The organism is Agrobacterium sp. 33MFTa1.1 (assembly GCF_004328495.1).
Lineage (GTDB): Bacteria > Pseudomonadota > Alphaproteobacteria > Rhizobiales > Rhizobiaceae > Agrobacterium > Agrobacterium pusense.
In genome coordinates, this window is record NZ_CP036358.1 from 1447176 (window position 1) to 1467990 (window position 20815).

General features: G+C 59.9%; 18 protein-coding genes. 8 read left to right on the plus strand and 10 right to left on the minus strand.

Features of this window, described 5'->3' with window-relative positions:
* Positions 1–4 precede the first annotated feature (4 nt).
* Positions 5–475, minus strand: coding sequence for a DUF6714 family protein (locus EYD00_RS07390; protein ID WP_234882505.1), 471 nt, complete (start codon positions 473–475; stop codon positions 5–7).
* Between the two features lie 338 nt (positions 476–813).
* Here EYD00_RS07390 and EYD00_RS07400 point away from each other — a divergent pair, with 338 nt between their 5' ends.
* A complete protein-coding gene (locus EYD00_RS07400) occupies positions 814–1089 on the plus strand; it encodes a hypothetical protein (protein WP_004442381.1) in 276 nt (91 codons plus the stop codon).
* Between the two features lie 216 nt (positions 1090–1305).
* Here the strand turns inward: EYD00_RS07400 and sufA are convergent, their stop codons facing one another.
* From sufA to EYD00_RS07435, 7 genes are all read right to left on the minus strand, one after another.
* Entirely contained in the window at positions 1306–1695 is a 390-nt protein-coding gene (gene sufA / locus EYD00_RS07405) for a Fe-S cluster assembly scaffold SufA (protein WP_004442383.1), read from the minus strand.
* Between the two features lie 105 nt (positions 1696–1800).
* Positions 1801–2184, minus strand: coding sequence for an SUF system Fe-S cluster assembly protein (locus tag EYD00_RS07410; protein ID WP_004442386.1), 384 nt, complete (start codon positions 2182–2184; stop codon positions 1801–1803).
* Between the two features lie 36 nt (positions 2185–2220).
* The gene (locus EYD00_RS07415; protein WP_004442389.1) at positions 2221–3462 is read right to left on the minus strand and encodes a cysteine desulfurase; all 1242 of its coding nucleotides are present in this window, start codon (positions 3460–3462) and stop codon (positions 2221–2223) included.
* Positions 3463–3572: 110 nt separating this feature from the next.
* On the minus strand, positions 3573–4844 hold the full coding sequence (sufD, locus tag EYD00_RS07420) for a Fe-S cluster assembly protein SufD (protein WP_004442392.1): 1272 nt from the start codon (positions 4842–4844) through the stop codon (positions 3573–3575).
* 23 nt (positions 4845–4867) lie between these two features.
* Positions 4868–5623, minus strand: coding sequence for a Fe-S cluster assembly ATPase SufC (gene sufC, locus EYD00_RS07425; RefSeq protein WP_003522658.1), 756 nt, complete (start codon positions 5621–5623; stop codon positions 4868–4870).
* Positions 5624–5802: 179 nt separating this feature from the next.
* Entirely contained in the window at positions 5803–7272 is a 1470-nt protein-coding gene (sufB, locus tag EYD00_RS07430) for a Fe-S cluster assembly protein SufB (protein ID WP_004442395.1), read from the minus strand.
* Positions 7273–7470: 198 nt separating this feature from the next.
* On the minus strand, positions 7471–8640 hold the full coding sequence (locus EYD00_RS07435) for a cysteine desulfurase family protein (protein ID WP_034499108.1): 1170 nt from the start codon (positions 8638–8640) through the stop codon (positions 7471–7473).
* A 211-nt stretch (positions 8641–8851) separates the two neighbouring features.
* Between EYD00_RS07435 and EYD00_RS07440 the strand changes: the two genes are divergently transcribed.
* Positions 8852–9529 carry an alpha/beta hydrolase gene (locus EYD00_RS07440; RefSeq protein ID WP_003522662.1) on the plus strand — a complete coding sequence of 226 codons (678 nt, stop codon included), beginning with the start codon at positions 8852–8854 and terminating at the stop codon, positions 9527–9529.
* Positions 9530–9768: 239 nt separating this feature from the next.
* Here EYD00_RS07440 and EYD00_RS07450 read toward each other — a convergent pair whose 3' ends face one another.
* Positions 9769–10890 (minus strand): anhydro-N-acetylmuramic acid kinase, encoded by a 1122-nt coding sequence (locus EYD00_RS07450; RefSeq protein ID WP_034499111.1) that lies wholly within the window; start codon positions 10888–10890, stop codon positions 9769–9771.
* 149 nt (positions 10891–11039) lie between these two features.
* Between EYD00_RS07450 and tyrS the strand changes: the two genes are divergently transcribed.
* Positions 11040–12293 carry a tyrosine--tRNA ligase gene (gene tyrS / locus EYD00_RS07455; RefSeq protein ID WP_004442404.1) on the plus strand — a complete coding sequence of 418 codons (1254 nt, stop codon included), beginning with the start codon at positions 11040–11042 and terminating at the stop codon, positions 12291–12293.
* 43 nt (positions 12294–12336) lie between these two features.
* Here the strand turns inward: tyrS and EYD00_RS07460 are convergent, their stop codons facing one another.
* Positions 12337–15720, minus strand: coding sequence for a YhdP family protein (locus EYD00_RS07460; RefSeq protein ID WP_004442406.1), 3384 nt, complete (start codon positions 15718–15720; stop codon positions 12337–12339).
* 235 nt (positions 15721–15955) lie between these two features.
* On the opposite strand from EYD00_RS07460, the gene bcp reads away from it, so the two are divergent.
* The 5 genes from bcp to EYD00_RS07485 all read left to right on the plus strand — a co-directional run bounded on the left by bcp (position 15956) and on the right by EYD00_RS07485 (position 20803).
* Positions 15956–16423 carry a thioredoxin-dependent thiol peroxidase gene (bcp, locus tag EYD00_RS07465; protein ID WP_004442409.1) on the plus strand — a complete coding sequence of 156 codons (468 nt, stop codon included), beginning with the start codon at positions 15956–15958 and terminating at the stop codon, positions 16421–16423.
* A gap of 17 nt (positions 16424–16440) precedes the next feature.
* The gene (locus tag EYD00_RS07470) at positions 16441–17262 is read left to right on the plus strand and encodes a ferritin-like domain-containing protein (RefSeq protein WP_004442413.1); all 822 of its coding nucleotides are present in this window, start codon (positions 16441–16443) and stop codon (positions 17260–17262) included.
* 92 nt (positions 17263–17354) lie between these two features.
* A complete protein-coding gene (locus EYD00_RS07475) occupies positions 17355–18653 on the plus strand; it encodes a M23 family metallopeptidase (RefSeq protein WP_004442415.1) in 1299 nt (432 codons plus the stop codon).
* 219 nt (positions 18654–18872) lie between these two features.
* Complete coding sequence (locus EYD00_RS07480) at positions 18873–20369, plus strand: DEAD/DEAH box helicase (RefSeq protein WP_004442417.1); 1497 nt, start codon at positions 18873–18875, stop codon at positions 20367–20369.
* A gap of 8 nt (positions 20370–20377) precedes the next feature.
* On the plus strand, positions 20378–20803 hold the full coding sequence (locus tag EYD00_RS07485; RefSeq protein ID WP_004442420.1) for an NUDIX domain-containing protein: 426 nt from the start codon (positions 20378–20380) through the stop codon (positions 20801–20803).
* Positions 20804–20815 lie beyond the last annotated feature (12 nt).

Below are 20815 nucleotides of genomic sequence, written 5' to 3' on the forward strand. Positions count from 1 at the left end.
CGGCCTAACGATCTGCGGCTTGCCGCCATTCCTCAAGCGCCTGTTCTACATCGGTCTGGTAAGACGGCGGGTAGTTTCGCTGCAGGAGGGCGTGCAAATATAATTCAACGGCCCGCCTTTGAGCGTCGTTCAACAGCGCAAATTTCTCCGGGCGGCCGCGCAGATGGGGCACGAACTCGTGCCGGTAACAACCGTCGAGATCGGCGATCATGTAGGCGGGTAGATGAAACCGCATTGCTTCGGCATCAAAAAACGCAGGACTGGCGGAGTGGAGGTCCACGTCCTCCACCGTGATCGCAGACCAATCGTCCTTTTCATCCTCGGCGCGGCGGGCGGCAAGCACATCATGGCTCGCGTAATCATCAATCGCGGCGGCCTCACGAAGACCCACACCGCCGCCTAGGGTGACGTGCGCGAAAGCAGCATTTACCGCCGCCCTTGCCGTGGCCGTGATCTCCCCTGCCGGTCTCAACACGTGAACCGCCCGTTCAATGATGGCCCCCTCCGCCCCCGTCTCCACGCACCGTTGGCCACTCGCCGCCTTCAGTTCGTTCGAACTGAACGCCTTCCGTGGTGGCTGATGACACGCGCCTGCGTGCTTTAGCCTCCCAAGAAAAGGAGAGGAAAAGAATACCGACAACCAACGTCAGGCCGACCAGAATGCCGGCAGCAACGAGGCCAAGTGTCCAAACATCAATCGAGCTGCTGCTATTCCCCACGCCGGCTACCCCCTCACTGAAACCATCCGCATTCAATCTTGCTTCATGACGTCAATCGGATAGGCTCTCCGGAAATCTACCGCATGGAGTCTCGATGTTCAAATCCGTATCCGATAGCGCTGCGGCTGCAGACGGCGGATCGCTTGCCCTTTTTGTGGAGCGACAGGACGGGCAGACGGAAGTGTTTGTGATCCATCGCTCGCTCGCATCGCGCGGGACGCCTCACTATAACAGGATCACGTCAAGCCTCCGGCCACTCTCTGCAGAAGATTGTCGGGAGATCGCCGCGGCTCTCGAACCGCTATTGATGACCACGCCATCAATCCATCCGCTGGCCGATTTCATCGAAGCCTTCAAACAGCAGTCATGATCCTTGGAAAGCTGATTTTGCGTGAGACGCAGTCTGCGGAAAAAACCTGAAACTTGTCATCCGTTACCCTCGGGCTTGACCCGAGGATCTACAAACGTCTCAAGCGATTTGACGGGGATGGAACCCTCGGGTCAAGCCCGAGGATGACGTCGCGTTTGTGGGAGCGCTGTGTGCATAAGAATGTCTACCTCTCCATCGCAGAGATAGCGTAACCAATCAAACGCTGGCTTCTGCCTCACGCTGCTTTGCAAGCGCGGCGAGATCCGCAGGCTTCAGCTCAACCGATTCACCGCAGCCGCAGGCAGAGGTCTGGTTCGGATTGTTGAAGGTGAAACCGGAGCGCATCTTGGTCACTTCGAAATCCATCTGCGTGCCGAGCAGATAAAGCACGGCGGAAGGCTGAACCCAGACTTTCGCGCCTTCGAATTCCACCAGATCGTCCTTCGCATCCGGCTCGGTCACGAGGTCGATGGTATATTCCATGCCCGCGCAACCGCCCTTCTTAATGCCGACGCGCACGCCCTTGGCGTCCGGTCCGGAATTTTCGACGATCGCTTTAACGCGCGAGGCAGCAGCCCCGGTCATGGTCATGATTGCAAAGCCCATGGGCCCATTCTCCTTCGACAATCGAGTTCAAGGCTCGATGCTTATGGAATTCAATTTAAGTGCGCCTGACGATGTCATCAAGGGATGACACCAGGCAAAATCAAATCAGTACCAGCCGACGGCAACCTGCGCTTCTTCCGACATGCGGTCCGGCGTCCACGGCGGATCGAACGTCATTTCGACGGTGACACCGGAAACACCTTCGACGGCGCCAACGGCGTTCTCCACCCAGCCCGGCATTTCGCCAGCGACGGGGCAACCGGGGGCCGTCAGCGTCATGACGATCTTGACCATCCGGTCGTCTTCGATATCGATCTTGTAGACCAGCCCGAGTTCGAAGATGTCGGCCGGAATTTCCGGGTCATAAACGGTCTTCAGCGCCGCGATCACATCGTCGCTGAGGCGTGCAAGCTCATCCGGCGGAATGGTGGATACCTTTTCCTGAGCTTCGGTCGCATCCTGGGTCTTTGCAGTGGCATCGGCAGTCATGGTCTTAAACCTCAATCCTGATTTCAAGCTGCGATATCAGGCGAAAAATTTGCGCGCATATTCCAGCGCCTCGACAAGAGAGTCTACTTCGGCGCGGGTATTGTAAAGGCCGAACGATGCCCGGCATGTGGAGGTGACGCCGAAGCGTTTCAAGAGCGGCATGGCGCAATGGGTGCCGGCCCGCACGGCAACGCCGCGCCGGTCGATCACCATCGAGACGTCATGGGCGTGAATGCCCTCAAGCTCGAAGGAGAAAATGCCGCCCTTGTCAGGCGCGTTGCCGATGATGCGCAGCGAATTGATCTCGCGCAGCCGCTCGGCGGCATAAGCGGCAAGATCGGCCTCGTGTGCTGCAATCGCGGCACGGCCGAGATTGTCCATGTAATCGAGCGCGTAACCGAGGCCGATCGCCTGCACGATGGGCGGCGTACCCGCTTCGAAACGATGCGGCGGCTCGTTATAGGTGACATTGTCTTCGGAGACGTCGAGGATCATCTCGCCGCCGCCCTGGAACGGCCGCATCTCGCGCAGCCGGTCGGCCTTGCCATAGAGCACGCCGATGCCGGAGGGACCATAAAGCTTGTGGCCCGTCATCACATACCAGTCGCAATCGATATCCCGCACATCCACAGGCATATGAACAGCGCCCTGTGATCCATCGATCAGCACCGGAATGCCACGCTCATGCGCGATACGGCAGATTTCCTTGACCGGCACGATGGTGCCGAGCGCATTCGACATATGGGTGATGGCAACGAGCTTGGTGCGCTCCGTCAGGCTCTTTTCGAAAGCCTCGATATGAAATGCGCCGTCATCATCAACCGGCACCCAGACGAGCTTGGCGCCCTGCCGCTCGCGGATGAAATGCCACGGCACGATATTGGAGTGGTGCTCCATGATCGAGATGACGATCTCGTCGCCCTCGCCGATCTTGGGCATGCCATAACCGTAAGCGACCGTATTGATCGCCTCGGTGGAGGATTTGGTGAAGACGATCTCGTCCACCGAATCGGCATTGAGGAACCGGCGCACTTTTTCGCGCGCCGCCTCATAGGCGTCGGTTGCGGCATTGGAGAGGAAATGCAGACCGCGATGCACGTTAGCGTACTCATTTGCATAAGCATGCGAAACGGCGTCGATCACCACCTGCGGTTTTTGAGCGGACGCGCCGTTGTCGAGATAGACCAGCGGCTTGCCATAGACCTCGCGCGACAGGATCGGGAAATCCTTGCGCACGGCTTCGATGTCATAAGGGGCCGCCATTGCGGTCTGGTCCATTTCTCGGGCCCTTTCATGGTGCTCTTCTGGAGAGCTCCGGTTTTTGCACAGCGTTACCGCTGCTTCACCTCATCCTCGGGACAAGCCCGAGGATGACGACGGAGAGGTTGCTAAGCGTGATGCTCCAGCCAGCCGGAAATGATCGTCTCCAGCGCCTCTACCAGATTTTCTTCTTCCAGTTCCTCGACGATCTCGGCAACGAAGGCGTTGACGAGCATCGCCCGTGCCTTTGCCCGCGGAACGCCGCGTGCCATCAGGTAGTAGAGATGGTTGTCGCTGATATCGGCAACCGTCGCGCCATGGCCGCACTGAACGTCGTCGGCGAAGATTTCCAGTTCCGGCTTTGCCGAGAACTCGCCATCGTCAGACATGAGCAGCGTGTTGCACGCCATCTTCGCGTCGGTCTTCTGGGCATCCGGTGCGACCCGGATCATGCCCTGGAAAATGCCCTTCGCGCGGTCGAACACCACGTTGCGGAAAACTTCCGTCGAGGTCGTGTTCGGCACGTTGTGGCCAAGAACCATCGTCACGTCCGTATGGGTTTCGCCACCGAGAAGGTTGACGCCGCGAACGATGAGATCAGTGCCCTCACCTTCCACATCGATGCGCAGTTCCTGACGCACCAGCTTGCCGCCGGCATTGATCAGGAAGAGACGCAACTTGGCTTCCGCGCCAAGCTTGATGCGCAGCTGGCCAAGGTGAATATCGGCGCCACCCTGCTGTTGCAAAAGGATCCAGGTTGCTTCCGCGCCATCCTCAACGACGATATCGCTGACCGAGGAGACCAGCGCCGCATCGGGCGTCACCGAAAGGTGACGCTCAATGACGGTCGCTTTCGAACCCTTGCCGAAGCGCACCGGGAAGCGGCTGTGAACCTGGCCTGCGCCATGGATAGCCTGCAGTTCGATCGGCTTGTCGAGCTCAGCATCGGCGGGAATTTCGACCACGAGGCCGTCACGCACAAAGCTGCCATTGATGCGGCCAATCGTGTCATCCTTGCTGGCTTCCGCAAGGCCAGCCGCGGCAGAGCCATCGAGCAGGCTGTCGGCAAAGCGCGATACGCTGACACCATCGACCTTGCCGATATCGGCCGTGCCATGCAGCATGTAAGCCACAGGCGAACCGGCAATAATCGACGCAGCCTTCTCGATGACAGGCGCGGGCCGGTCTTCCGGAACCGTGCGCAGCAGGCTCTTCAGATCGGTATAGTGCCAGGCCTCGATGCGGCGTGTCGGAAGACCACCTGTCTTCAGATCGTCGAACAGCACGTCACGCGCGGCAACCACGGCGCCGTCGCCGGGCAGCTCGCTGAACTTGGCGGTATAGGCATCGACCAGCGCGGTTTCCGCTGGCGTCAGCCGGTTGGTAGCTTGAATGTTCATGGACATCACCTCCTGGCCTTCGATCAGGCCGCTTCACCGATGATGTCGGCGTAACCGTTGTTTTCCAGTTCCAGCGCGAGAGCCTTGTCACCCGAGCGGATGATCTTGCCCTTGTAGAGAACGTGAACGCTGTCAGGCACGATGTAGTCGAGCAGGCGCTGATAGTGGGTGATGACGACGGTCGCGCGATCCGGCGACTTCAGCGCATTGACGCCGTCAGCCACGATCTTCAGCGCGTCGATGTCGAGGCCGCTATCGGTTTCGTCGAGAACGCAGAGCTTCGGCTCCAGAAGCGCCATCTGCAGGATTTCGGCACGCTTCTTCTCACCGCCGGAGAACCCGACGTTGAGCGGACGCTTCAGCATCTCCATGTCGATCTTCAGATCGCCGGCTGCTTCCTTGACGCGGCGGATAAAGTCCGGCGTCGTCAGTTCGGACTCGCCGCGCGCCTTGCGCTGCTCGTTCATCGCGACCTTCAGGAACTGCATGGTGGCAACACCCGGAATTTCGACCGGATACTGGAAGGCAAGGAAAATGCCCTTCGCAGCCCGCTCGGCAGCGTCCAGCTCCAGAATGCTTTCGCCGTTATAGAGAATGTCACCGGAGGTGACTTCGTAGTCCTCACGGCCCGACAGGATGTAGGACAGCGTCGACTTGCCGGAACCGTTCGGCCCCATGATGGCAGCAACCTCACCGGCGGCAACCTTCAGGTTAAGACCCTTGATGATCTCGGTTTCGGTATCGGCGATCTTTGCGTGCAGGTCGATGATTTCAAGCATGGTATTGTTCCTGTTCATGGTGCGGTTTCAAGGACCGCCTCGTGCGCCCCATCAGGGCTTGTCTCAAATCTCTCATCCGTCATCCTCGGGCTTGACCCGAGGATCCAGGAAGTGGGTTGTCTCTGCTCAGGCCAAGGGCCGTAGATCCTCGGGACAAGCCCGAGGATGACGAGGAAAACTTATCCCACAGACCCTTCGAGCGAAATGCCGATCAGCTTCTGCGCTTCCACGGCAAATTCCATCGGCAGTTCCTGAATGACTTCCTTCACGAAGCCGTTGACGATCAGCGCGATCGCCGCTTCCTCGGGAATGCCGCGCTGCAGGCAATAGAACAGCTGGTCTTCGGAAATCTTCGACGTCGTCGCCTCATGCTCGAAGTGCGCGGAGGAGTTCTTCGCCTCGATGTAAGGCACGGTATGCGCGCCGCACTTGTCGCCGATCAGCAGCGAGTCGCACTGCGTGAAGTTACGCGTGTTGGTCGCCTTGCGGTGGGCCGAGACCTGGCCGCGATAGACGTTTTCTGAGAAACCGGCGGCGATACCCTTGGCGATGATGCGGCTCGACGTGTTCTTGCCGAGATGGATCATCTTGGTGCCACTGTCGATCTGCTGGTGACCATTGGAGACCGCGATCGAATAGAACTCGCCACGGCTGTCATCACCGCGCAGGATGCAGGACGGGTATTTCCAGGTGATGGCCGAACCGGTCTCCACCTGCGTCCACGAGATCTTCGAGCGGTTGCCACGGCAATCGCCGCGCTTGGTCACGAAATTGTAGATGCCGCCCTTGCCTTCCTTGTCGCCCGGATACCAGTTCTGGACGGTGGAATATTTGATTTCGGCATCATCGAGCGCCACGAGTTCAACAACGGCGGCGTGAAGCTGGTTCTCGTCGCGCTGGGGAGCGGTGCAGCCTTCCAGATAGGAGACGTAAGCCCCCTCTTCGGCGATGATCAGCGTGCGCTCGAACTGGCCGGTGTTCTTTTCGTTGATGCGGAAATAGGTGGAAAGCTCCATCGGGCAACGAACGCCCTTCGGCACGAACACGAAGGAACCGTCAGTAAAGACGGCCGAGTTCAGCGTCGCATAAAAATTGTCCGTCGTCGGAACGACCGAGCCGAGATATTTCTTCACCAGCTCCGGATGCTCGCGCACGGCTTCCGAAATCGACATGAAGATCACGCCGGCCTTGGCCAATTCTGCCTTGAAGGTGGTGACGACCGAAACACTGTCGAACACGGCATCAACAGCGACCTGACGCTTTTCGACGCCAGCGAGGATTTCCTGTTCTTTCAGCGGAATGCCGAGCTTTTCATAGACCTTCAGCAGCTCCGGGTCGACTTCATCGAGCGACTTCGGGCCGGGGGTGCTTTTCGGCGCGGCATAATAATAGAGATCGTTGAAGTCGATCTTGGGGTAGCTGACGCGCGCCCAGGTCGGCTCTTCCATCGTCAGCCAGCGCTTGTAAGCCTCAAGACGCCATTCCAGCATCCATTCCGGCTCCTGCTTCTTGCCCGAGATGAAACGGATCACCTCTTCCGAAAGACCCTTCGGGGCCTTGTCGACTTCGATATTGGTTTCGAAGCCGTATTTATACTGGTCCACATCGATCTGGCGGACCTGATCGATCGTTTCCTGAACCGCTGCCATGTCGTTCTCCAATCTCGCCGGAGCCAAGGTCCGGTGGCTTGTCAACGTATCAAGGCGGAAAGCCGCCTTATTCATCTTCGGGCAAATCGCTCCGAGCCGTCAGCCGGGGCAGAGCTTATACCCATGTAGGTGCGGGATGGCGCTTTTCACACATCCCGGCAAGCGGAAAATTGCTAATCCGCAATTCTTTGCCGCATTTTACGCGGCCTGACCGGAAAGCTTGCGCCGTCCGGCAATTTTCGCAAACGCCGCGAGCGTCCGTTCAATGTCCGCCTCGTCAGTCGCGTGGCCAATCGAAATCCGGAGCGCGCCGAGCTTGGGATCGCGCCCCATCGCGCTCAGCACATGGCTTTCGCCCACCTTGCCCGATGAGCAGGCCGACCCTGCCGACAGTGCGATACCTTCTATATCGAAGGCGATCTGCCCGGTCTCGGCCTTCAGGCCCGGAAGCGTGAAAAACGTTGTGTTGGCGACGCGCATGACATCGTCACCGTGGATGATCACATCAGGCGCGTTCACGCGCATACCGTTTTCCAGCCGCGCCCGCAGCGCGGAAAGACGCGCCGCCTCAACCTCGACATTCCGGGAGGCAAAAGCCGCAGCGGCACCCAAACCGATGACCGACAGGGTATTTTCCGTACCCGAACGATGGCCCTTTTCCTGGCCGCCACCATGGATCAGCGGCTTCGGCATCATCACCTCGCCGCGCGAGATAAGAGCGCCGCCACCCTTCGGGCCACCGAGCTTGTGAGACGAAATCACAAGGAAATCCGCATCGAGCGCGTTGATATCGAGCGGCACGCGGCCGGCAGCCTGAACAGCGTCGACAACCATCAGACCGCCCGCCGCATGAACCAGCCGCGCCGCTTCCGCCACAGGCTGAAGGATGCCGGTCTCGTTATTAACCAGCATGCAAGCGACCAGCGGCAGCCCGGACGACCTGTCATGCGAAGACAGCAACGCTTCAAGAGCGGCAAGATCAAGGACACCCGCTGACGTAACGGGAACTTCCGTTACGTCACTCTTTTCGAAACGGCCACCTTCGCGGAATGCCGGATGCTCGATGGCGGAAACATAGAGCCGGCTTACCCGAACCGGGCTGCGTCCCATCCTGAATTCCGGCACAAGCACCAGATTGGCCGCTTCCGTCGCACCGCTGGTGAAAGTCACATGCGCCGGCTCAGCGCCGCCAAGCGCCGCAACCTCCCGGCGAGCCGTCTCGACGGCCGCGCGGGCGGCACGCCCTTCCCGGTGGACGGAAGACGGATTGCCGGCAAGATCAAGCGCAGACACAAGCACCTCCCGCACGGCCGGCAGAAGCGGCGCCGTGGCGTTCCAGTCCATATATGTGCGCGTCAAAACCGTCATCGCCGAAAGGCTTCATCCAATCTTCAATGCGCGAAAACGCATTTTTCTTGAAATTACAGTTGCGCTTGCCTTATGACACCACCCGAGTGCTTTAGCACACGCAAAGTTTCGAATTATTCTAAACTGCGTTCTAGAAAAGATGACAGAGTTCGTCAAGTCTTCTCATCGGAAGAATGCGGTTGGAGAATGAAAAAACACGACCGGAGTACCAATGCCCGAAGTCATCTTTAACGGCCCTGCGGGTCGCCTCGAAGGCCGTTATCAACCCTCCAAGGAAAAGAGCGCGCCGATCGCGATCATCCTTCATCCGCACCCGCAGTTCGGCGGCACGATGAACAACCAGATCGTTTATCAGCTCTTCTATCTTTTCCAGAAGCGCGGTTTCACGACGCTCCGGTTCAACTTCCGTTCGATTGGCCGCAGCCAGGGCGAGTTCGATCACGGTGCGGGCGAGCTGTCCGATGCCGCCTCGGCGCTCGACTGGGTGCAGAGCCTGCATCCGGATTCCAAGAGCTGTTGGGTGGCGGGTTACTCCTTCGGCGCCTGGATCGGCATGCAGCTTCTGATGCGCCGCCCGGAAATCGAAGGTTTCATGTCGATTGCCCCGCAGCCGAACACCTACGACTTCTCCTTCCTTGCGCCCTGCCCGTCTTCTGGCCTCATCATCAACGGCGATTCCGACAAGGTCGCGCCCGAAAAGGATGTCAACGGCCTGGTCGAAAAGCTGAAGACGCAGAAGGGCATTCTCATCACCCACCGCACCGTCCCCGGCGCCAACCACTTCTTCAACGGCAAGGTGGATGAGCTGATGGGCGAATGCGAGGACTATCTCGACCGTCGCCTGAACGGCGAGCTTGTGCCGGAACCGGCTGCCAAGCGTATTCGGTGATTTGGGGCGTATTTAAAGCAGGCCTTGATCGACCTATTATGATCCCGGCGGGCTTGGCTTACCCCCCTCTGCCCTGCCGGGCATCTCCCCCTCAAGGGGGGAGATCGAATCGTAGCACAACCTTTCGGCCATCTTGAACGTCCCAGCTGAGGCGAAGAGTAAGCCTCCTGCTGATCTCCCCCCTTGAGGGGGAGATGCCCGGCAGGGCAGAGGGGGGTAAGCCCCACCCGCCAACGTCATCAGCATCGCACCAAAACCCCACCCGTCACCGGCTCCTTCACCCCCGTCGTACAGGGATAGGTCAGCGGCAGCCCCTTCAGCGACCGAACGGCCAGATAGGCCCAGGCCTCCGCCTCCATCGCCCCACCATCGAACCCCGCCTCTTCCGCCGCAATCACCCGCGCTCCGACCTTTGCGGCTAGGTCTGCAAACTCCGCCATGATCACCGGATTGAGCCGACCGCCACCACAGACCACATAGGTCTTCGCCGCCTCCGGCAGATAGCTTGCCGACTTCAGAATGGCGGCCCCCGTCAGATGCGCCAAAGTCCGTGCACCATCGGCCAGCGAGACCTCACCCTTTTCCGGGGGCGCAAAATCGCTGCGATCCAGCGAACGGCGAATATTACTGGAAAAGAACGGGCTTTCCATATAACTCGCCACCAGCGAGGCAATGACGCTGCCACCCGCCGCCGTCCTGCCGCCTTTGTCGAAAGCCTTGCCGGTATGCGCCTCGATCCACTGGTCGATCAGCATATTGCCGGGGCCGCTATCGAAAGCGGCAAGCTGGCCAGCTTCACCGATGAAGGTGAGGTTGGAGATACCGCCGATATTGACGAAGACCGCAGGCGTCTCAAACCCGCCAGGTAGGTTGGCGGACAGCGCCATATGATAGGCCGGAATGAGCGGCGCGCCCTGCCCGCCATGCACCATGTCATTGGCGCGCATATCGTAGACCACGTCGATACCGGTTTCTTCAGCCAGCAAAGGTCCGTCACCGATCTGCACCGTCAGCGCCTCATCCGGCCGGTGCAGCACTGTCTGGCCATGAAAGCCGATGACATCGATTTCGCCAGGCAGAAGCCGGTGACGATGGAGAAAGGATTTCACCGCCGCCGCATGGGCAAGCGTCAGCTTCCGTTCAGCCTCACCAAGATCGCCCGGACGCTCACGCCGTTCGCGAATGGATTTGGCTGTCGTCAGCGCCTTCTGCCAGATGGCCCGCAGGCCGGGATCATAGGGAAAATAGCCGCTTGGCCCATGCCGCACCACGCTCTCGCCATCGGTACGCAGAAGCGCGATATCGATGCCGTCCATCGACGTGCCGCTCATCAGTCCGATTGCCGTTTTCACCTCACCCACCTGTCGCTCCCCTGCAATCTCGAATCATGCTGACCTTGAATCCCGACATTCATGGCCGAAACGGGTGCACATTTCAAAAAACAATGATAAAGCCGCGACGGTCACCGGTTTTCGATGGCCGTAAAGATCAAACCAGAAAGTAAAAGGTTATGTCCAGGTTCAAGTCCGATTTCCTCCGCACGCTCGATGAGCGCGGCTTCATTCACCAGATCTCCGATGAGGCAGGTCTCGACGAATTGTTCGCCAAGGAAACCGTGACCGCCTATATCGGCTATGACCCGACGGCCTCGAGTTTGCATGTCGGCCACCTCACCCAGATCATGATGCTGCACTGGCTGCAGCAGACCGGCCACCAGCCGATCTCGCTGATGGGTGGCGGCACCGGCATGGTAGGCGACCCCTCCTTCAAGGAAGAGGCCCGCAAGCTGATGACGATCGACATGATCGAGGACAACATCACCTCGCTCAAGCACGTCTTCGCCAACTACCTCGATTACGACCGCCCCGGCAACCCGGCGCTGATGATCAACAATGCCGACTGGCTGCGCGGATTGAACTATCTCGAATTCCTGCGTGACGTCGGCCGCCACTTCTCGGTCAACCGCATGCTGTCCTTCGACAGCGTGAAGACACGACTCGACCGCGAGCAGTCGCTGTCCTTCCTCGAATTCAACTACATGATCCTGCAGGCCTACGATTTCGTGGAACTGAACCAGCGCACGGGCTGCCGCCTGCAGATGGGCGGCTCTGACCAGTGGGGCAACATCATCAACGGCATCGACCTCGGTCACCGCATGGGGACACCGCAGCTTTACGCGCTGACCTCGCCGCTTCTGACCACCTCCTCGGGTGCGAAGATGGGCAAGTCGGCCTCGGGCGCCGTGTGGCTGAACAAGGACCTGCTGCCGGTCTATGATTTCTGGCAATACTGGCGCAACACCGAAGATGCCGACGTCGTTCGCTTCGCCAAGCTCTTCACGACCCTGCCGATGGAAGAGATCGCGCGTCTGGCTACGCTCGGTGGATCGGAAATCAACGAGGCGAAGAAAATCCTGGCGACCGAGGTAACCGCGATCCTGCACGGCCGTGCCGCTGCTGAAGAAGCCGCGGAAACGGCGCGCAAGACCTTCGAAGAGGGCGCGCTGGCCGAAAACCTGCCTTCCATCGAGGTTCCGGCCTCCGAACTTGAAGCTGGCGTCGGCGTCCTCTCGCTCATCGTCCGCGCAGGTCTCGCCGGTTCGAATGGCGAGGCCCGCCGCCATGTTCAGGGCGGTGCGGTGAAGATCAATGATCAGGGCGTTTCCGACGAGCGCCAGATGATAGGCACCGGCGAAGTGACGAGTGATGGCATCATCAAGCTGTCGGTAGGCAAGAAGAAGCACGTGCTGGTTCGCCCGGCGTAAACCAGCGCCAAACCCGCATCAAGGGCCGCGAAAGCGGCCCTTTTTATTGGAACTCGAAAATCTGCCTGAAAACACCGGGCGCAATCAGCGACAGCGGGTTGATCGTCAGCTTCGGCTGGTCCGTCTGGCCGGAAAGCTTGAAGGTAATGCCGAGCAGGCCGCGGTCGCGCCCGTTGCCGAGGAAGATGCCGATAAAGGGCAACTCGCCGAACAGCCGGTTCAGCCCGTAGGCGGGCATGAAGGTGCCGGTCATGTCCATGCGGCCATTCTGATCCTTCAGCAGCCCCTGAAACGTTGCGCCGATCTGTTCACCGCGCACAACCCCGTTTTCCACCGCGATCGAACCGTTGACATACACAACCCGAGCAAAGCCGCGCTGGAACTTCTCCGAACTGACATCGATGTTGCGGCGGACCGCATTGTTGAGGCTCCTGCCATCCTCGCCCGTGGGCGTTGCGACGATGTCCTGCAACTTGGCCTCGTTGACCACGGAGAAATTGCGCAGATCCAGCGAGCCGCTCCAGTCGCTGCCATTGGCGGTCGTCAGTGCGAGGTTGAGAAGACCGCCACGAATGCGGCTGTAGATATTGGCAAACCGCGCGAGCGAACCCGCATCGCTGCTGGTCAATGTCACAGTCCCCGTCGCGCCGCGATTGGTGGTCTGCGCGACCACCGCCTGTCCGTTGCCGGTCACGCCGCGAAAATCGATCGAGCGCACCTTGCCGTCACGCACGCTGACATCGGAATTGACATTGGCAAGGATCTCATCGTTGAACCCGTAGACCTTGTCAAACTGCGCCTTGATGGAAAGAGATGGCTGCGAACGAGACGTACCATCGCCACCGCCGGCGGGACTGCGCAGCTTCGACAGGAAAGGCCTTAGATCCGCGGATTTTCCGGAAGCATTGATAATATAGCCGTTTTTCGAAGCAGCCAACGAAACGGCATAATTATCGGAGGGCGACAGCTGCACGCGGCTGAGATCGGCCGAGATCAGACCGCTCTTGTTGAAGGCAATGTCGCCGGCGGCACCGAAACCATCGCCATCAAGGGAAAAATCCGTGATTGCGGTGCGACCGTCCGCCACTTCCATGGTAAAGGCGGCTTTTGCCGGAATGCCGATGCCCTTGCTCCAGCCAAGCCCTGGAAGAATGATCGACGCCTTGGTCAGATCGAGCCGTACGTCCTGGCGTTTGGGATCGGCACCGTCGATCTCCAAAACGGTTGTGCCACCGAGAACCGAGGACAGCTCCGGCGCGAGTTTGGCAACCTGTGTCTCGGTCAACGTGGCCTTCAGGGACAGGGTGGGAGCCACACCGCTGTTCTTGCGCACGGGCTCCGTCATCTCGATATCCATCGGCACGTCATCGACGCGGCCTTTGCCCTGAAGCAGGAGCTGACGGTCGTTCAACGTCATGAAGCCGTCGAGCGCCGTCACCTTGTGGCCGGCGAAGGGTTTCGTCAGCGACAGGTTTTTCAGATCGAGATCGGCCGTCCACACCGGCGGAGGCGGGTTCTGGCTGGAAAGCAGGCCGATGGTCAGTTTCGCATTGGCTTGCACATCGCCGGCGAAATCCTCCGGCTTGAACTGCGTGTCCTTGAGCGCATTGATCGGCTTCAGTGTCGCAAGCTCCGCTACGGCATCTGCGGAGCCCGATACGCTGAGTTCGAGATTTCCAAGCAGAGGCTTGTCATAAACCGAGGAAATCACGAACCGGCTGTTCTCAAGCGCCAGCGAACGGTTGGACGGGAAATAGGACGTCGCCCGCTTGATTTCGACGGCCATCTTGCCGCCTACGAGATCGAAATGCGCATCGACATCACGCAGGGGCGGAATGTCGCCGGTGGTGTTAAGGCGCGTATCGTCAATGTCGAAACGAATCTGCATTTCGCTCTCGCCGAGCACCAGCGGGCAACCGGGACCGCACATCCGGCCCTGCGGGATGAAGATTGCGATGGAGCCATTGGTGACCGTGCCGCCATAAAGATTGGAAACCACCCAGTCGCGCGGCTTGTGCGCCATCCAGAAAGGCCAGAGCTGCTTGACCGCCGTGGCCTCCATCTTCGGTATCTGTCCGCCGAAGCTGATTTCGGGCGACCCTTCGCCGAACCGCATTTTCAGCGATCCCGCCATGTCTCCGAGTGGGCTCGTGACATAAAGCGATGAAACGTCGAGTTGCTTCGTCGCAGCCGTGAAGTGACCGTCCGCCTTCAGGCTGAAAGGAACCGGGGCCTCGCCCGAGGCTTCGGACGAAGCAACCGCATCGTCGATGCGGAGGGACAGACCAAAACCCTCCTCCGTATCGCTGATTACGCCGGCGACCGGAATGATCGTACGTCCAAGTTCCACCCGCGAGTTGTCGATGACAAGCGTGCTTTTTGCGAAATCGTAACGTGCATTCACCGTGCCGGCCGTGAAGGGCTGGGCCTCGCCGCCGATCCGAAGCGTGCCGTTACCGAGGCCGAGCGAGATGTCGAGACGCGGCTCCTGCCCCTCCTTGGCCCGGCGGGCAACGATGTTGATGCCCGTCTTGACATTCAGCCCCTCATGGAGGTTTCCGTCCGGATCGTATTTTTCCAGAAACGGGCCAATGTCGAAGCCATCGATACGGGCCTGGAAACCGTCGATCACGCCGCCGGCACCTGAGGTCTTGAGTGACACGCTGGCGATTTCGCCGTTGAACAGCGTTTCCCCGTCAAGCGAATAGCCGCCCTGCTGGTCTGGCGTCAGCGACAGTTCCCGCACCTCGATGGTGCGCGGCTTGCCCAGTTCGCCCGGCGGCAGATGAACGGAAACGCTGGAAATATCGATTTCCTCGGTTCCGCTGCTCAGGAAAGCCTGTGCCAGCTTGTCGAGCTGCCCGAAGGCTTCCTGCAATTGCAGCGGCACGGCGTCGAGCTTGACGCTGGCAAGATCGAACCCGCTGCCCTTGGGTAAAAGCGCCGTATCCAGCTCCATCCCGTCGGCTTCTAGGCTCTCCACCGACACGCGACCCGCCAGAAGCGCGAGGGGATCGAGCGCCATGCCGATCGCCCGCGCCCTGCTCAGATGCTGGCCGGATTCCTTCTCGACGATATCCACATCCTCCGCCACCAGCGCAAGGCGCAGTCCGGTGGAGAACCTGATCGCCGATGATCCGATTCGCGCGCTGTAATGCGGTCCGAGCGCCCGTTCCAGCGCCTGCTGCGCCTGGCTGGACAGCGCATTGTCAATCGAACCGGTCTCGACGGAAAGAATGATGCCGCCGATAGAGAGGAAGGCGAGCACGAAAAGAGCCGCGAAAACCTTGAGGAAAGCACGCGCCATGGAACGCGGCGGCGGGCAATGCACGATGATGGGATCCTCGGCCTGAGCCGAAGGCAGATCGTGCAGCGCAACGATATCGCGCCTGCCGAACTTGACCTTTTCACCCCTGACTTCAGCCATACGCCCGTATTTGCCCCTGAATAGCTTTTGTTTCGCCGCAACACCGGAGCGGGATGGCGAAAAGTGTAAGCGGTCCTCGTCTGGAATCCCGCTCAAATTCCTTGACCCGGATCACGATTGGGATTTGAGGTCGAAACGATCTGAAATCCCAATCGTGATCTGGACGACGCGCGGTTTCGCTATATATCGAATGTGGCAACTTTCACTCAACATCCCGGCGAAAGAAAGGTAGATTATGACAGACTTGACAATTGGCGGCCCGGCTCCCGATTTCACTTTGCCCCGCAACGGTGAAGGGACGGTGACATTGTCCAAACTCCAAGGCAAGGCCGTCGTTCTTTATTTCTACCCCAAGGACGACACGTCCGGCTGCACCGCCGAAGCGATCGATTTCAGCGCGCTGGGCGGCGAATTCGAAGCGGCCAACACGGTTGTCATCGGCATCTCGCCCGACAGCGTCAAAAGCCACGACAAGTTTGCGGCAAAACATTCGCTTTCCGTCATGCTCGCGTCTGACGAAGAGAGGAAGGTTCTGGAAGCCTATGGCGTCTGGAAGGAAAAAAGCATGTATGGGAAAAAATACATGGGTGTCGAGCGCACCACATTCCTCGTTGGACCGGACGGCAAGATCGCGGAGATCTGGAACAAGGTGAAGGTCGCCGGCCATGCCCAGGCCGTTCTCGACGCAGCGAAGAAACTCTGAGGGACCAACCCGTTGTGATGCCCCCGTTCAAAATCACGTCGCTGCGCGGTGGTGCGACGGATGCTGTCGCAAGCGCCGATCTCGACAGGAAGACCGCGCTCGCACAGGAGACGGCGACACGGTGGTTGGAGCGCCGCCTGTCGCTGCGCTCTCCGCTGGACCCGCCCCTGCCAGAGCGCCCGGGCAGGCCGGAAAAGCCGGAACTCGTTCCGCCGACCGCAGTGGAACGCCGCTCGCTTCACAGCGTCAAGGGCCGTATCGCGCTGCTGCACGCCATTGCCCATATCGAACTCAACGCCGTCGATCTCGCGCTCGACATTGTCGCCCGTTATGCCAGCGAGCCGGTGCCGCACTCCTTTTTCGATGGCTGGATGCAGGTCGCCTTCGAGGAGGCAAAACATTTCCGGCTGGTGCGCGACCGGCTGAGAAGCCTCGGTGCCGACTATGGCGATCTGCCCGCCCATGACGGGCTGTGGCAAGCGGCGCATTCCACCCGCAACGATCTCACCGCACGGCTTGCCGTCGTGCCGCTCATCCTCGAAGCGCGCGGACTGGACGTCACCCCTTCCCTGCAGGCGAAGATGCGCGAAACCGGCGATCTGGAAAGCGCTGCCGTTCTGGACGTCATCTATAATGACGAAAAGGGCCACGTCGCCATCGGTGCAAAATGGTTCCGGTTCCTCTGTGCCCGTGAGAAAAAGGATCCGGCCGCAACCTTCAGGCAACTGGTGCGCGCCAATTTCCGCGGCCCTTTGAAACCGCCCTTTAATGACCTTGCCCGCGCCGAGGCCGGCCTGACGCCATCCTTTTACCGCTCGCTCACATCCGTCAGCCAGTAGCCGACGCTGCCGAAACGCCACTCCGGCAAAACTTCGTTAACCTTAACGAATTATGATTTCCTTCAAGAAATCGGCCAGTCCGGAGAGAGATTGTGACTGATACGGCGGAAAACCGGGTATTTGGCAAAAAGCGTGAGCCGCACGTGCTCATTCTCGCGCGCGGCGACAAGGTGCGGCACATGACCATCCGGCCGTGGATGGCGGCGCTTGCCGGCTGCACGATCGGCCTTTTTTCGCTCGGTTATCTCGGCGCCACCGGCTACCTTATCCTGCGGGACGACCTGATCGGCGCGACAATGGCGCGCCAGACCCGCATTCAGAACGATTACGAAGACCGCATCGCAGCCCTGAGAGCCCAGGTGGACCGCGTCACCTCCAGGCAGTTGCTGGATCAGCAGGTCGTTGAAAAGAAAGTGGAAAAGCTTCTGCAACAGCAGGCGGCGCTGACCTCGCGGCACGGCCGCATGAGCGAACTGCTGGAACGCGCGGAAAACTCCGGCGTCGCGACGTCGCCGACAGCACCCTCGTCCCTTTCAAACGCCATGGCGCCGGAAAAACGCGCCGATCTGTCGGGCGGTCTCTCGGCGATCGAAAAGCTGATGACACCGCGCCCACCACAGCCGGAACAACCCACCGCGAACGACAGACGGGCTGCTTACCAGCCGGAAGGCGGCGAGACGCCCTCGGACCGCGCCGATCGCGTATTTTCAAAGGTAACTCTGTCGCTGAAGGACATCGAGCGCCAGCAGATATCGCGGATAGCGCAACTGACGAGCGACGCCGAAGACAAGGCGAGTGCGATGCAGGACATTATCCGCCAGGCCGGGCTCAAGATCGATGAGAGCGGCACCGCCGACATGGGCGGACCCTATGCGGAGCCAGAGCGCGGCGAAACCGATCCCTTCAGCCTGTCGCTGACCAATCTCGACACCGCTCTCAACCGGCTGGACGTCGTCAGGGAAACGGCGACGACCCTGCCCTTCGGCAACCCGGCACCCGGCAGGGCTATCACCAGTCGATTCGGAAATCGGATGGATCCGTTTCTCGGCCGCCCGGCGCTACATACCGGCATCGATTTTCGTGCCGAGACCGGCGCAGACGTCAAATCCACCGGCGCTGGAAAGGTGACCGTGGCGGAAAATTCCGGCGGTTACGGCAATATGGTCGAGATCGATCACGGCCAGGGCGTGTCCACCCGATTCGGCCATCTCTCCGCCATTCTGGTCAAGGCCGGCGACCGGGTCGAAGCCGGCGACGTAATCGGCCGCGCCGGCAGCACCGGCCGTTCCACCGGTCCGCACGTGCATTATGAAGTGCGCCGCAACGATACGCCCGTGGATCCGATGCGGTTTCTGATCGCCGGGGCAGAGCTTAAAACCTATTTGAAATAGCGTCCCGGTTTTAACGCTTTTTTTGCTCTTTTAACGATAAATGCCGAAAAACCGCGCCTGAGGCTTAAAAGCCCAGCCGCGAGCGGCACGTTTAACGCGCTTTTCCCGTTGTTTCCTTGACTTTCCGGCAATTTGGGCATATCCCCGCGCCAAGTCTTTGCAAGTGCCGTCGCGGCACGCAGGTGTTCTTACCGAACCAGAACGGAAAAAGTTCTTCCTTTGACAACATTCTCTGATCTTGGCCTGAGCCAAAAAGTTCTTTCCGCTATTGCAGATGCCGGCTACACGACGCCGACACCCATTCAGGCTGGCGCCATTCCGCCGGCGCTGGAAAAGCGTGATATCTGCGGTATCGCACAGACCGGCACGGGCAAAACCGCGTCATTCGTTCTGCCGATGCTGACCCTGCTTGAGAAGGGCCGCGCACGCGCCAGAATGCCGCGCACGCTGATCCTCGAGCCGACGCGCGAGCTTGCGGCACAGGTGGCGGAGAACTTCGAGAAATACGGCAAGAATCACAAGCTGAACGTCGCCCTCCTGATCGGCGGTGTTTCCTTCGAAGACCAGGACCGCAAGCTGGAACGTGGCGCCGATGTGCTGATCTGCACCCCTGGCCGCCTTCTTGACCATTGCGAACGCGGCAAGCTGCTGATGACCGGCGTGGAAATCCTTGTCATCGACGAAGCCGACCGCATGCTCGACATGGGCTTCATTCCCGACATCGAGCGCATCGCCAAGATGATCCCCTTCACCCGCCAGACGCTGTTCTTCTCGGCCACCATGCCGCCGGAAATACAGAAGCTGGCTGATCGCTTCCTGCAGAACCCCGTCCGTGTCGAGGTCGCCAAGCCCTCCTCTACTGCAAAGACCGTTGCCCAGCGCATCGTCGCCGCCCATAACAAGGACTACGAAAAGCGCGCCGTCCTGCGCGATCTCGTCCGCGCCGAAGAGGCTGAACTCAAGAACGCCATCATCTTCTGCAACCGCAAGAAGGATGTGGCCGATCTTTTCCGTTCGCTCGACCGCCACGGCTTTTCCGTCGGCGCGCTGCATGGCGACATGGACCAGCGTTCGCGCACGACGATGCTGCAGAACTTCAAGGACGGCAATCTGAAGCTGCTCGTCGCCTCGGACGTCGCCGCACGCGGGCTTGATATCCCCGATGTCAGCCACGTCTTCAACTTCGATATTCCCATTCATTCGGAAGACTATGTTCACCGCATCGGCCGCACCGGCCGTGCCGGCCGCTCGGGCAAGGCTTTCACCATCGTCACCAAAAGCGACACCAAATATCTCGACGCCATCGAAAAGCTGATCGGCGAAAAGATCGAGTGGCTGAACGGTGATCTCTCCACCCTCCCCGCGCCGATGGAAAGCTTCGAAAGCAATTCCGGCCGTCGGGGCAAGGAACGGGGCGGCAGAGGCCGCGACCGTAACCGCCGGGACGCCGCACCGGTCGAAAACATCAATCAGGGCGCACAATCCGCTGCGGACGCAGATATCGCGGCTCATGGAGACGACAAGGTGAAAGCAGAACGCAAGCAGGAAAAGGCCCCGCGCAATTCCGACCGCAACAGTCGCAATCCGCTGCACGCCAATGACGACAACCGCGACCGTCGCCGCCACTATCGCGACCATGACGATGGCCCGACACCGGTTGGCTTCGGCGATGACATTCCCGCCTTCATGCTGATCGTGGCCAACGCCAAGGCCTGACCACAGCAATGGACACGATGACGTCGACCATCAAGCCGGGCCTCGATTTTCCGGGCGTCGGCGTGGGCCTTGTCATTTTGCGTGAAGGCCGCCTCCTTTTATGCCGGCGCATGAAAGCGCCGGAAGCCGGGTATTGGAGCATCCCTGGCGGCAAAGTCGATCACCTCGAAACGTCGCTAGCCGCGGCGCGGCGCGAAGCCGAGGAAGAGACCGGGCTGACGATCGGCCACGTCGAATTTCTCTGCCATAGCGAATTTATCGACGCAGTGGACCGCCATCACTGGGTCTCCCTGATCTTCGTCACCCGCGACACAACGGGTCAGCCTTCGCTTACGGAGCCGGATAAGCTCTCCGCCATCGACTGGTTCGATCTCGACAAACTTCCTGAGCCGATCTCAGCCTTTGCAAAGGACGCTCTGGCCGCTCTGAAATAATGCTGAGGCAGC

Coding starts and splice junctions, on each gene's coding strand:
- EYD00_RS07400 (WP_004442381.1), top strand. CDS start 814: ATGTTCAAATCCGTATCCGATAGCGCTGCGGCTGCAGACGGCGGATCG.
- sufA (WP_004442383.1), bottom strand. CDS start 1,695: ATGGGCTTTGCAATCATGACCATGACCGGGGCTGCTGCCTCGCGCGTT.
- EYD00_RS07410 (WP_004442386.1), bottom strand. CDS start 2,184: ATGACTGCCGATGCCACTGCAAAGACCCAGGATGCGACCGAAGCTCAG.
- EYD00_RS07415 (WP_004442389.1), bottom strand. CDS start 3,462: ATGGACCAGACCGCAATGGCGGCCCCTTATGACATCGAAGCCGTGCGC.
- sufD (WP_004442392.1), bottom strand. CDS start 4,844: ATGAACATTCAAGCTACCAACCGGCTGACGCCAGCGGAAACCGCGCTG.
- sufC (WP_003522658.1), bottom strand. CDS start 5,623: ATGCTTGAAATCATCGACCTGCACGCAAAGATCGCCGATACCGAAACC.
- sufB (WP_004442395.1), bottom strand. CDS start 7,272: ATGGCAGCGGTTCAGGAAACGATCGATCAGGTCCGCCAGATCGATGTG.
- EYD00_RS07435 (WP_034499108.1), bottom strand. CDS start 8,640: ATGACGGTTTTGACGCGCACATATATGGACTGGAACGCCACGGCGCCG.
- EYD00_RS07440 (WP_003522662.1), top strand. CDS start 8,852: ATGCCCGAAGTCATCTTTAACGGCCCTGCGGGTCGCCTCGAAGGCCGT.
- tyrS (WP_004442404.1), top strand. CDS start 11,040: ATGTCCAGGTTCAAGTCCGATTTCCTCCGCACGCTCGATGAGCGCGGC.
- EYD00_RS07460 (WP_004442406.1), bottom strand. CDS start 15,720: ATGGCTGAAGTCAGGGGTGAAAAGGTCAAGTTCGGCAGGCGCGATATC.
- bcp (WP_004442409.1), top strand. CDS start 15,956: ATGACAGACTTGACAATTGGCGGCCCGGCTCCCGATTTCACTTTGCCC.
- EYD00_RS07470 (WP_004442413.1), top strand. CDS start 16,441: ATGCCCCCGTTCAAAATCACGTCGCTGCGCGGTGGTGCGACGGATGCT.
- EYD00_RS07485 (WP_004442420.1), top strand. CDS start 20,378: ATGGACACGATGACGTCGACCATCAAGCCGGGCCTCGATTTTCCGGGC.